This window comes from Kineosporia sp. NBRC 101731, assembly GCF_030269305.1.
GTDB lineage: Bacteria > Actinomycetota > Actinomycetes > Actinomycetales > Kineosporiaceae > Kineosporia.
In genome coordinates, this window is sequence record NZ_BSTC01000006.1 from 405,275 (window position 1) to 418,260 (window position 12,986).

7 protein-coding genes and 1 tRNA gene are annotated in these 12,986 nt (G+C 67.9%); 7 read left to right on the top strand and 1 reads right to left on the bottom strand.

Going from position 1 to position 12,986, the window contains the following annotated elements; translation table 11 throughout:
• The first annotated feature begins 30 nt into the window (after nucleotides 1-30).
• From lgt to pyk, 4 genes are all read left to right on the top strand, one after another.
• Nucleotides 31-1,068: a prolipoprotein diacylglyceryl transferase gene (lgt, locus tag QSK05_RS19720; protein ID WP_285598720.1), complete on the top strand. Its 1,038-nt coding sequence runs from the start codon at nucleotides 31-33 to the stop codon at nucleotides 1,066-1,068.
• 333 nt (nucleotides 1,069-1,401) lie between these two features.
• Nucleotides 1,402-5,961, top strand: coding sequence for a glutamate synthase large subunit (gene gltB / locus QSK05_RS19725; protein WP_285598721.1), 4,560 nt, complete (start codon nucleotides 1,402-1,404; stop codon nucleotides 5,959-5,961).
• Nucleotides 5,954-7,411 carry a glutamate synthase subunit beta gene (locus QSK05_RS19730; protein ID WP_285598722.1) on the top strand — a complete coding sequence of 486 codons (1,458 nt, stop codon included), beginning with the start codon at nucleotides 5,954-5,956 and terminating at the stop codon, nucleotides 7,409-7,411. The genes gltB and QSK05_RS19730 overlap by 8 nt, the downstream gene beginning before the upstream one ends.
• A 201-nt stretch (nucleotides 7,412-7,612) precedes the next feature.
• On the top strand, nucleotides 7,613-9,064 hold the full coding sequence (gene pyk / locus QSK05_RS19735) for a pyruvate kinase (protein WP_285598723.1): 1,452 nt from the start codon (nucleotides 7,613-7,615) through the stop codon (nucleotides 9,062-9,064).
• Between the two features lie 66 nt (nucleotides 9,065-9,130).
• Here the strand turns inward: pyk and QSK05_RS19740 are convergent.
• Nucleotides 9,131-9,213: transfer RNA gene (locus QSK05_RS19740), tRNA-Leu, on the bottom strand.
• 203 nt (nucleotides 9,214-9,416) lie between these two features.
• On the opposite strand from QSK05_RS19740, the gene QSK05_RS19745 reads away from it, so the two are divergent.
• The 3 genes from QSK05_RS19745 (at nucleotide 9,417) to QSK05_RS19755 (ending at nucleotide 12,986) form a co-directional block, all read left to right on the top strand.
• Complete coding sequence (locus QSK05_RS19745) at nucleotides 9,417-10,091, top strand: ANTAR domain-containing response regulator (protein WP_285598724.1); 675 nt, start codon at nucleotides 9,417-9,419, stop codon at nucleotides 10,089-10,091.
• A gap of 473 nt (nucleotides 10,092-10,564) precedes the next feature.
• A complete protein-coding gene (locus QSK05_RS19750) occupies nucleotides 10,565-11,827 on the top strand; it encodes a branched-chain amino acid ABC transporter substrate-binding protein (protein WP_285598725.1) in 1,263 nt (420 codons plus the stop codon).
• A 109-nt stretch (nucleotides 11,828-11,936) separates the two neighbouring features.
• Nucleotides 11,937-12,986 (top strand): branched-chain amino acid ABC transporter permease, encoded by a 1,050-nt coding sequence (locus QSK05_RS19755; protein WP_285598726.1) that lies wholly within the window; start codon nucleotides 11,937-11,939, stop codon nucleotides 12,984-12,986.

Sequence of the window (12,986 nt, forward strand, 5' to 3'; positions counted from 1 at the left end):
CTGAATCATCCAAGACATGGAGGCCGTCGGATGAACGCCGCTGTGCTGGCGTCGATCCCGAGCCCGGACCAGGGCGTCTGGCATCTGGGCCCGCTGCCGCTGAGGGGCTATGCGCTCTGCATCCTCATCGGCATCGGCCTGGCGATCTGGACCGCCCAGGTGCGCTGGAAGGCACGCGGGGGAGATCCCACGGTCGTGCTCGACATTGCCACCTGGGCCGTGCCTTTCGGGGTGATCGGCGGGCGTCTTTACCACGTGATCACCTCGCCGCAGCAGTACTTCGGCGAGAACGGTGACCCGGTCAAGGCCCTGTACATCTGGGAGGGCGGCCTGGGGATCTGGGGCGCCATCGCGCTGGGTGGTATCGGGGCGTGGATCGGTTGCCGCCGCAGGGGAATCCGGCTGCCGGTGTTCGCCGACGCGCTGGCCCCCGGGCTGTTGTTCGCCCAGGCCTTCGGCCGCTGGGGCAACTGGTTCAACAACGAGCTCTACGGCAAGCCGCTGAGCGAGGACAACCCGTTCGCCCTGAAGATCTACGAGTGGGACACCGGGGCCGGCCAGGCCATCCGCAACGCCGCCGGTGACCCGGTGGTGAAGGGTTACTTCGAACCGACCTTCCTGTACGAGTGCGGCTGGAACATTCTCGCCGCGCTGTTCATCCTCTGGGTGGATCGCCGCTGGAAGCTGGGCCACGGAAGGGTCTTCGCACTCTATGTGATGACCTACTGCATCGGGCGCGGATACATCGAGACCTTGCGCATCGACGAGGCGAACCACATCCTAGGTCTGAGACTGAACGTGTGGACATCGATCCTTCTGTTCACCGGCAGCCTCGTCTACCTGATCATCTCGTCCCGGCTCCGGCCCGGTCGCGACACCACCCTGTACCGGAACCCGGCTCCCGAGGGCGGGCCCGTCGACGGGGATGCGACCGGAACCACGACGGACGAGACCATCACTGTGGGCGCGGACGCCGGTGAGGGCGCGAAGACCGAGAGCCGGGCGACGTCCGACGGCAAGGACGCCGGCGACGAGGTCAGGACCGCGGTCCCGGAATCCGGCAAGTAAACCGGATTGTTTGCGTGAGGGAACGGGTCTGCACCGTACGTCTTACGGCGAAACAGCCGTGAAACGAAGCTGATCGTCAGGTGACCGCCAGGCCCGGCATCGCCCCAGGTGAATGGGGCATGATGGGCCGGGAAAATCGGCGAAGTCGCAGGTTTCACAAAGGTTTCGAAATGCCGTACCGACCCGTTACAGTGTCGACAACCCGAGGGCCATAGGCGTCCCCCTGCGCGGATCATCTTTGCGGCTCGCTTGACCCTCATCGCGGTGATCATCGACATGGCACACGGGTCGTTACCCCGCTTCTGAGCCCCAAGCGACCACGAGGTGCAGATCATGGTCTCCCCTTACCGGCGGTACTCCGCCCGGCCCGAACCCGTGGGCCTTTACGACGGTCAGCACGAGCACGACGCCTGTGGCGTCGCCTTCGTCGCGACCATGCGTGGAGAGCCCGGTCACGACATCGTCGAGGCCGCCCTCACGGCGCTGCGTAACCTGGACCACCGCGGCGCCGTCGGCGCCGAGGTCGACACCGGCGACGGCGCCGGCATCACCACCCAGGTTCCCGACGCGTTCTTCCGTGAGGTCCTGAAAGAGCAGTTCGGGGTACAGCTCCCGCCTCAGGGCAGTTATGCCGTGGGCACGGCCTTCCTCCCGCAGGACGATGCGGAGCGGGCCACCGCCACCGCACAGATCGACCGGATCGCGGCCGAAGAGGGTCTGGCCGTGCTGGCCTGGCGCGACGTCCCGATCACCCCGGGCCTGGTCGGCGCCACCGCGGCGGCCTGCCAGCCGGTGTTCCGGCAGGTCTTCGTGGCCTCCACCCCCGGCCGCGTGGTCGGGATGGCCCTGGAACGCCGTGCGTTCCGGCTGCGCAAGCGTGCGGAGATCCAGGCCGGCGTCTACTTCCCGTCGCTGTCCTGCCGCACCATCGTCTACAAGGGCATGCTGACCACCGGTCAGCTCGAGCCCTTCTTCCCGGACCTGTCCGACCGGCGGTACGCCTCCGAGCTGGCCATCGTGCACTCGCGGTTCTCCACGAACACCTTCCCGTCGTGGCCGCTGGCGCACCCGTTCCGGATGATGGCGCACAACGGTGAGATCAACACGGTCAAGGGCAACCGCAACTGGATGCGGGCGCGGGAGAGCACGCTCAAGAGTGACGTCATCCCCGGCGACCTCGACCAGCTCTTCCCGATCTGTGACCCCGAGGGCAGCGACACCGCCTCGTTCGACGAGGTGCTGGAACTGATCCATCTGGGTGGTCGTTCGCTGCCCCACGCGGTGCTGATGATGATCCCCGAGGCGTGGGAGAACCACGCCGAGATGGACCCGGCCCGCCGCGCGTTCTACGAGTTCCATTCCATGTTCATGGAGCCGTGGGACGGTCCCGCCAACGTCTGTTTCACCGACGGCACCCTGATCGGCGCCGTCCTCGACCGCAACGGCCTGCGCCCGGGGCGTTACTGGGTCACCGACGACGGCCTGGTCGTGCTCGCGTCCGAGGCCGGCGTGCTCGACCTCGACCCCGCCACCGTGGTCAAGAAGGGCCGCGTCCAGCCCGGCAAGATGTTCCTCGTCGACACCGAGCACGGCCGCATCGTCGACGACGAGGAGATCAAGACCGCCCTCGCCGGTCAGCACCCCTACGACGAGTGGCTGCACGCGGGCCGCATCCGCCTGCAGGACCTGCCCGAGCGTGAGCACATCGTGCACACGCGCAAGTCGGTCACCCGCCGCCAGCAGACCTTCGGCTTCACCGAGGAGGAGCTCAAGCTCATCGTCGCGCCGATGGCCAAGACCGGCGCCGAGCCGCTCGGCTCGATGGGCACCGACACCCCCGTGGCCGTGCTCTCGAAGCGCCCGCGGCTGTTGTTCGACTACTTCACCCAGCTGTTCGCCCAGGTCACCAACCCGCCGCTGGACGCGATCCGCGAAGAGCTGGTCACCGCGATGACCACCACGATCGGCCCGGAGCGCAACCTGCTCTCGGCCAGCCCGGCGCACTGCCGCAAGCTGGTGCTGCCCTCGCCGGTGATCGACAACGACGCGCTCGCCAAGATCGTGCACGTCAACGACGACGGTGACCTGCCCGGCTACGCCACCGGCCGGATCCACGGCCTGTACCGGGCCGACGGCGGCGGCGAGGCGCTGGCCGAGCGGCTGGCGGAGATCTGTGTCGAGGCCTCGGCCATGGTCGCCGCGGGCGCACGCTTCATCGTGCTGTCCGACCGCGACAGCACCGCCGACCTGGCGCCGATCCCGTCGCTGCTGCTGACCAGCGCCGTGCACCACCACATGATCCGCGAGAAGACCCGCACCCAGGTCGGTCTCGTCGTCGAGGCCGGTGACGTGCGTGAGGTTCACCACGTGGCGCTGCTGATTGGTTTCGGCGCCGCGCTGGTGAACCCGTACCTGGCCATGGAGAGCGCGGAAGACCTGGTCCGCCACGGCGTCATCGACGGCATCACGCCGGAGAAGGCCGTGCAGAACGTGATCAAGGGCCTGGGCAAGGGCGTACTGAAGGTGATGTCCAAGATGGGCATCTCTACGGTCGCCTCCTACCGCGGCGCCCAGGTGTTCGAGGCGATCGGCCTCTCCCAGGAGCTCGTCGACCAGTACTTCACCGGCGTCACCTCGCAGCTGGGCGGCATCGGGCTCGACGTGGTCGCGCAGGAGAACGCCGCCCGTCACGCGATGGCCTACCCGGCCGACGGCCAGCGCGGCCTGCACAAGCGTCTGCCCACCGGTGGTGAGTACCAGTGGCGCCGCGACGGCGAGGAGCACCTGTTCAATCCGGACACCGTGTTCCGCCTGCAGCACGCCACGCGCAACCGGCGTTTCGACATCTTCAAGGAGTACACCTCCCGCATCGACCAGCAGGCCGAGCGCCTGATGACGTTGCGTGGGCTGTTCACGTTCAAGGCCGGGCGCACGCCGGTCCCGCTGGACGAGGTCGAGCCGGCCACCGAGATCATCAAGCGGTTCTCCACCGGGGCCATGTCCTACGGGTCGATCTCGCAGGAAGCGCACCAGACCCTGGCGATCGCGATGAACCGGATCGGCGGCAAGTCGAACACCGGTGAGGGCGGCGAGGACGTCGAGCGGCTGCTCGACCCCGAGCGCCGCAGCTCGATCAAGCAGGTCGCCTCGGGCCGGTTCGGCGTCACCAGCATGTACCTGACGCACGCCGACGACATCCAGATCAAGATGGCGCAGGGCGCGAAACCTGGTGAGGGCGGCCAGCTCCCGGGTCAAAAGGTGTACCCCTGGGTGGCTCGCACCCGGCACTCCACGCCGGGCGTCGGCCTGATCTCCCCGCCGCCGCACCACGACATCTACTCGATCGAGGATCTCGCCCAGCTGATCCACGACCTGAAGAACTCCAACCCTGAAGCCCGCGTGCACGTGAAGCTCGTGGCCGAGGTCGGGGTCGGAACGGTCGCGGCCGGTGTGAGCAAGGCCCACGCCGACGTGGTGCTGATCTCCGGTCACGACGGCGGTACCGGTGCGGCCCCGCTCACGAGCCTCAAGCACGCCGGCGCGCCCTGGGAGCTCGGCCTTGCCGAGACCCAGCAGACGCTGGTGCTGAACGGGCTGCGCGACCGGATCGTGGTGCAGGCCGACGGCCAGATGAAGACCGGGCGGGACGTGATCATCGCCGCACTGCTCGGGGCCGAGGAGTTCGGCTTCGCCACCGCCCCGCTGGTGGTCTCGGGCTGCATCCTGATGCGGGTCTGCCACCTGGACACCTGCCCGGTCGGCATCGCGACCCAGAACCCGGAGCTGCGCGAGCGGTTCAGCGGCAAGCCGGAGTTCGTCGAGACCTTCTTCGAGTACATCGCACAGGAGGTCCGCGAGCACCTGGCGGCACTGGGCTACCGCTCGCTGGAAGAGGCGATCGGTGAGGTCGAGACCCTCGACACCACCGCCGCGGTCGAGCACTGGAAGGCGTCCGGCCTGGACATCAGCCCGCTGCTGGCCTCACCGACGGCGATGTACGGCCCGTCCCGCAAGCGCACCACGGTGCAGGACCACGGCCTGGAGAAGGCCCTCGACCACTCGCTGATCTCGCTGGCGGCCGACGCCCTCGAGCGCAGCGAGCCGGTGAAGTTCGAGGTGCCGGTGCGCAACGTCAACCGCACGGTCGGCACCATGCTCGGCCACGAGGTGACCAAGCGCTTCGGTGAGAAGGGCCTGCCCGACGACACGATCGACATCACCCTGACCGGTTCCGGCGGGCAGTCGTTCGGTGCCTTCCTGCCGCGCGGGGTCACCCTGCGGCTGCTCGGCGACGGCAACGACTACGTCGGCAAGGGCCTGTCCGGTGGCCGGGTGATCGTGCGGCCCGACGCGGCGGCCAGCTACTCGGCCGAGCAGAACATCGTGGCGGGCAACGTCATCGGCTTCGGCGCGACCAGCGGCGAGATGTTCCTGCGCGGCCAGGTCGGCGAGCGCTTCTGCGTGCGTAACTCCGGTGCCACCGTGGTCGCCGAGGGCGTGGGTGACCACGGCTGCGAGTACATGACCGGTGGCGTGGTGGTCGTGCTCGGCCGCACCGGCCGGAACTTCGCGGCCGGCATGTCCGGCGGCGAGGCGTTCGTGCTCGACCTGCGCACGGGCCGGGTCAACCCGGACATGGTCGACCTGGTGCCGGTCGAGGGGGCCGACTCCGAGCGGCTGCGCCTGCTGGTGCAGAAGCACCGCGACGAGACCGAGTCGGCGGTGGCCTGGCGCCTGCTGCAGGACTGGGACACCGCGCTGACGCGGTTCACCAAGGTTCTGCCGCGTGACTTCGCGCGGGTCATGTCGGTTCGTACACAAGCAGAATCAGAAGGACTCGACCTCGACTCCGACGAGGTGTGGTCGCGAATCATGGAGGCTTCCCGTGGCTGACCCGAGGGGGTTCCTCAACACCCGCCAGCGTGAGTTGCCGGCCCGCCGGCCCGTCCCGATCCGGCTCATGGACTGGAAAGAGGTCTACGAGTCCACCGATTCCGGGCAGCTCCAGCGCCAGGCCGGCCGGTGCATGGACTGCGGTATCCCGTTCTGTCACAACGGCTGTCCGCTCGGGAACCTGATTCCCGAGTGGAACGACCTGGTCTGGCGGGACGACTGGCGCGAGGCGATCGAGCGGCTGCACTCGACGAACAACTTCCCGGAGTTCACCGGCAAGCTCTGCCCGGCGCCCTGTGAGTCGTCGTGCGTGCTGGGCATCAACCAGCCCGCGGTGACGATCAAGCAGGTCGAGGTCACCACCATCGCCAAGGCCTTCGACAACGGCTGGGTGCAGCCGATGCCGCCGGAGCGCCTGACCGGCAAGACCGTGGCCGTGATCGGTTCCGGTCCGTCCGGGCTGGCTGCCGCCCAGCAGCTCACCCGGGCCGGGCACACCGTGGCCGTGTACGAGCGGGCCGACCGGATCGGCGGGCTGCTGCGCTACGGGATCCCCGAGTTCAAGATGGAGAAGGCCGTCATCGACCGCCGTCTGGCGCAGATGGAGGCCGAGGGCACCCGGTTCCGCCCGGGCGTCGACGTCGGCACCGAGCTGACCGGCCAGCAGCTGCGCGACCGCTACGACGCGGTCGTCCTGGCCGTCGGTTCCACCACGGCGCGCGACCTGCCCACTCCCGGTCGTGAGCTCGGCGGCATCCACCAGGCCATGGAGTACCTGCCCCAGGCCAACCGGGTGGCGCTCGGCGAGGAGGTCGAGGGCCAGATCCGCGCCGACGGCCTCGACGTCGTCATCATCGGTGGCGGTGACACCGGCGCCGACTGCCTGGGCACCGCTCTGCGCCAGGGGGCGAACTCGGTCACGCAGCTGGAGATCATGCCGCGTCCTACCGAGGAGCGTCCGCCCGGTCAGCCGTGGCCGACCTACCCGATGCTCTTCCGGGTCGCCTCGGCGCACGAGGAGGGTGGCGAGCGGGTCTACGCGACCAGCACGCAGGAGTTCCTGGGCGACGAGAACGGTCGCGTGCGGGCGCTCAAGCTGGTCGAGGTGGAGTTCAAGGAGGGCCGGTTCACGCCGGTCGAGGGCTCCGAGCGGGAGATCCCGGCCCAGCTGGTGCTGCTCGCGATGGGCTTCACCGGCCCGGAGAAGCCCGGCCTGGTCGAGCAGCTGGGGGTCGACCTGGACCCGCGCGGCAACATCGCGCGTGACAACGACTACATGTCGAGCGTTCCTGGGGTGTTCGTGGCCGGTGACGCCGGCCGGGGTCAGTCGCTCATCGTCTGGGCGATCGCCGAGGGCCGCTCCTGCGCCGCCGGGGTGGACACCTGGCTGTCCGGGTCCACCACGCTTCCCACGGCCATCCCACCGACCGCCAGGCCTCTGACGGTCTGATGGATGGAGGACGCGTACCCCGGCACCCCTGATGGGTGACCGGGGTACGCGTGCTCGTCCCGAGGGCGGGCCACCACCGCCGGCCGAACATCGGCCGGACGTCTACGGCCGGATGACCAGTGGATGAAGGTCTTTGCGACATCGGCAAGAGGTCGACCGGGGCATGAATCTCCCGCCGGGCTCCCGGCTAAGCTCTGTGACATGCGCCGCGCCAAAATGGTTTGCACTATGGGCCCGTCTACGCAAGGCCGTCTAGCTGAGTTCGTCGACGCCGGGATGGACATCGCCCGGCTCAACCTCAGCCACGGCTCGTATGCGGACCACGAGAAGATGTACACAGAGATCAGGGCAGCTGCCGAGGCCTCCGGCCGGGCGGTGGGTGTCATGGTCGATCTCCAGGGACCCAAGATCCGCCTCGGCCGGTTCGCCGACGGTCCGGTCACCCTGGTCAACGGGGCCGAGTTCACGATCACCACGGACGACATCCTGGGTGACGTGAACCGGTGCTCCACCACGTACAAAGGCCTCCCCGGCGACGTGAAAGCCGGGGACGTCGTCCTGATCGACGACGGCAAGCTCAGCCTCCGGGTGAAGGAGGTCAAGGGCAACGACGTCGTCCTGACCGTCGAGGTCGGCGGTAAGGCCTCGAACAACAAGGGCATCAACCTGCCCGGCACCCTGGTCAGCGTCCCGGCCCTGTCCGAGAAGGACAAGGAAGACCTGCGCTGGGGTCTGAAGCTCCGCGCCGACATGATCGCCCTGTCGTTCGTCCAGCGGGCCGCGGACATCGAGGACGTCCGCGTGATCATGGCTGAGGAAGGCGTCCGCCTCCCGATCATCGCCAAGATCGAGAAGCCGCAGGCGATCGAGAACCTGGACGAGATCGTCCGGGCCTCCGACGCGATCATGGTCGCCCGGGGCGACCTGGGCGTCGAGCTGCCCCTGGAAGACGTGCCGATCGTCCAGAAGCAGGCCGTTTCGCTGGCCCGCCGCCTGGCCAAGCCGGTCATCGTCGCCACCCAGGTGCTCGAGTCGATGATCGACATGCCGCGCCCGACCCGGGCCGAGGTGTCCGACTGCGCCAACGCCGTCCTCGACGGCGCCGACGCGGTGATGCTGTCCGGTGAGACCAGCGTGGGCAACTACGCGCTGGAGGCCGTCCAGACGATGGGCCGCATCATCACCAGCACCGAGGACCACGGTCTGGAGCGGATCCCGCCGCTGGGCACGCAGCCGTCCACCACCGGTGGCGCCGTGACCCTGGCCGCCGCCACGGCCGGCCGTCTGCTGGGTGTGAAGTACCTGGTCACGTTCACCCAGTCGGGTGACAGCGCCCGCCGGATGGCCCGGCTGCGCTCGGCGATCCCGCTGCTGGCCTTCACGCCCGACCCGGCCGTGCGCGCCCAGCTCACCCTGGTCTGGGGCGTGGAGACCTACCTCACCGATGTCGTCGAGCACACCGACGAGATGGTGCTCCAGGTCGACCAGGAACTGATGAAGTCGGGCAAGTGCTCCGAGGGCGACCTGGTCGTCATCGTGGCCGGTGCCCCTCCGGGCATCCCGGGTTCGCTCAACGCGATGCGCGTGCACCGGATCGGTGACGCCGTCAGCGGTGTCGCCCCGGCCTACCGTCGCGCGTCGTCGAAGGCCTGATCAACGGTCTGACCACCGCTGGACACGCATGAGGCCCGCTCCCCCAGGGGGAGCGGGCCTCAGCTGTGCCGAGTGCGGGATTCGAACCCGCACGCCCTTTCGGACGGAGCATTTTGAGTGCTCTGTGTCTGCCATTCCACCAACCCGGCAGGGGGCAGGGCGGTACGAAAGACCTCTTCGTTCCGCCGCGAGGGTGAGTTTAACGGAAGCCGGGCCGAGCTAGGGGCCGGGCTGCCCGGCTGCCCGAACGGCGGACGTGACGGTTGAGGTGAGGCTGACGTGACACTGACCATGCCCGACAGCTGCCGACCTGCTTGCTCCTGACGCCCTGTGGATAGCTACCCTGAGCTTTATGACTGCTGGCGACTCATCCACTGAAACCACCCCGGACGGGTCCGGCCTGCTGGTGCCCGAGCCCAGCGCGGCCGACGTCCCCGCGCCGGCCACTTCCAAGGAACGAACGGTTCTCGTCGCCGAGGACGAGGCCCTGATCCGGCTGGACATCGTCGAGATGCTCCGCGAGAACGGCTTCAACGTCGTGGCCGAGGCCGGCAACGGCGAGGAGGCCGTGCAGCTCGCGACGGAGCACAGGCCCGACCTGGTCGTGATGGACATCAAGATGCCCGTCCTGGACGGCATCTCCGCGGCCGAGCGGATTGTCAGCGCCCGGATCGCGCCGGTGGTGCTGTTGACGGCCTTCTCCCAGCGCGAGCTGGTCGAGCGGGCCCGTGACGCGGGCGCCATGGCCTACGTGGTCAAGCCCTTCACGGCCGCCGACCTGGTGCCCGCGCTGGAGATCGCGGCGAGCCGTCACGGCGAGCTCGCGGCGCTCGAGGCCGAGGTCGCCGACCTGGCCGAGCGCTTCGAGACCCGCAAGCTCGTCGACCGGGCCAAGGGGTTGCTCCAGACCAAGTACGGACTGAGCGAGCCCGAGGCGTTCCGCTGGATCCAGAAGACCTCGATGGACAAGCGGCTCACCATGAAGGACGTGGCCTCCGCGGTCATCGCGTCCGGCACCGACGGCTGAGGTCGGCCGACGGCGGGCGGGACACGCCCGGGCGTGTATATCGCTCCGGTGACAATCCGTTCCACCAGATTCACATCGCGCGAGCGCCGACCACTCGGCGCAGAAGTGGTCCCCGGGATCTTCAGATCCCGGGGACGTTCTGCTTTGCCCGCCCGTTAGGACCCTTGAATTGGTGGGATGAATGGACTGTTCCCCTGCGTGGTTGCCCGAACGGACTTTCAATCCGTCCTAAAAACCTTTGTTTCGGGCAGCTCAAAGAATTGCTCAAGCCGGAAACCTTCCGGAAACATGGGGACCTCCTAAAGGTGTTCTGACCGAACGCCATCCGCCAAAAGCGTCAAAGCGCCGGGAATCGTTGCCGAGCCTTGACCTTTGGCGAGAACAACCACCCTTCCGGCGTCACATCGCAGTGGTAATTTCCCCACCCATCAGCGTCAGAGCGATCGGCTCAGGCCGTGGGGAAGAGGTAGGACATGGGGAAACCGGTTCGCGCATTGGCCATCGTCGCGGTTGCCACGCTTGGCATTGCTGCGTGTGGTGGCGGCTCGTCTGACGGGGCTGAGTCAGGTGGAGGCAAGACCCTGACCATCGCGACCGACCTCCCGCTGCAGGGAGCTTCGGCGGACGCCTCGACCGACACCAACAACATGATCGAGCTGTACCTGGAGTCGATCGGCAACAAGGTCGGCGACTACACCATCAAGCTCGAGAAGTACGACAACTCCACGGCCACGGCCGGCCAGTGGGACGCCGCCACCTGTACGGCGAACGCCCAGAAGCACGTGGCCTCGGACACCGAGGTCGCGGTCATGGGTGAGTTCAACTCCGGTTGCTCGAAGCTCGAGGCCCCGGTGCTGAACCAGGACCCGAACGGCCCGATGCTGCAGGTCTCGCACGCCGCCACCAACCCCGGCCTGACGAAGACCTGGGACCCGGGCGAGCCGGAGCTCTACGCGCCGAGCGGCAAGAAGAGCTTCGCTCGCGTGGTCACCACTGACGACTACCAGGGCACCGCGGCGGCCGACTTCGCCAAGGAAGACCTCAAGGTCACCAGCTGCTACATCCTGAACGACAACCAGACCTACGGTCAGGGCATCGCGAAGGCCTTCCAGACGCAGGCCGAGAAGAACGGCATCAAGATCCTCGGTAACGAGGCGTACGACGAGAAGGCCCCGAACTACACCGCCCTGTTCCAGAAGATCAAGGGCATGAACCCCGACTGCATCTACGTCGGCGGCATCTACGACCTCAACGGTGGTCAGCTGCTGAAGGACAAGGTCTCGGTCCTCGGGGACAACGAGAAGATCAAGATGATGGTCCCGGACGGCTGGACCGGTTACCCGGCCCTGGACAAGCAGCCGCAGGCTGTCGGCCTCTACGCGACCTTCGCGGGTCTGGCCACCGAGCAGCTCCAGAAGCAGGGTGGCGCGGCCGCCGACCTGCTGAAGAAGTACGAGGAGAAGTACGGCCAGGGGCCGCGCACCAGCTACGCGCTCTACGGCGTGGCCGGTGTCCAGGTCATCCTGGAGGCCATCAAGAACTCGGACGGCACCAAGAAGGGCGTCCGTGACGCCGTGTTCGAGGGTGCGGGCGTGACCATCCCGGCGGCCGACTCGGCCACCGGTAAGGACATCAAGATCGACCCGGCCACCGGCGACACCACGGCCAAGGACATCTCCGTGCTGCAGGAGCAGGACGGCGAGCAGAAGTTCCTCAAGGCCCAGCCGGTCGAGTGACCTGACGCTCCACCCGGGTGGGGGGTCTCCAGGATGGAGGCTCCCCACCCGGTCCGCGTCAGGCTCCCAGTCCGCCCGTACCCCTCGCCATCCGCGAAAAGAGCCATCCATGACCCAAACCGCGATAGCCGCGTCCGAGGTGAAGCCACGACGGCTTCCTCGGGAGACCGCCGTATCGGCCCTGGGACTGCTGCTGGTCGCAGCCGTCGTCGTCTGGGTGCTGTACGAGGCGATCAAGAGTCCCCAGGAGTTCGCGTCCCTGATCGTCGCCGGAGCCGGCAACGGCGCGCTGTACGCGCTGATCGCCCTCGGCTACACGATGGTCTACGGCATCATCGAGCTGATCAACTTCTCCCACGGTGACCTGTTCATGCTGGCCACGGTGCTGTCCGGCATTGTCTGCGTCAGCGTGTTCAACGTCGACTCGTTCGGCTTCGGCGCCGTCGGTGCGGTGGCGCTGGCCCTGCTGATCTCGATGGCCGCGGCAGCCCTGGTGAACGTGGCCGCAGAACGGGTGGCTTACCGCCGGTTGCGCCGGGCCCCCAAGCTGGCGCCCCTCATCACCGCGGTCGGCCTGAGCTTCATGTACCAGTGGTTCGGCCAGCGTCAGTTCATGACCGGTTCGGCGCCCAAGCAGTGGTCCACGATGTTCGGTGACGACGGTTTCAACATCGGTGACGTCCGGGTGCCCTACACGACCGTGACGGTCATCGCCATCACCATCCCGCTCCTCCTCCTGATGGTCTACATCGTCCAGCGCACCCGCGCGGGCAAGGCGATGCGCGCCGTGGCCCAGGACCAGGACGCCGCCCGCCTGATGGGTATCGACGTCGACCGCACGATCACCTTCGTCTTCGCGCTCGGTGGCGGTCTGGCCGGCGCCGCCGGTCTGCTGTACCTGCAGTCCGTCGGTACGAGCAACTACAACCTGGGCTTCCGGCTCGGTCTGATTGCCTTCACCGCAGCGGTTCTCGGCGGCATCGGCAACCTTCAGGGCGCGGTGCTCGGTGGCTTCCTGCTCGGCATCCTGTCCAGCCTGAACGACGGCATGCTCCTCGGCCAGCAGTGGTCGATGACCGTCGTGTTCACCGTCCTGATCCTGCTGATGGTGTTCAAGCCCGAGGGCATCCTGGGCTCGCCGACGACCGAGAAGGTGTAG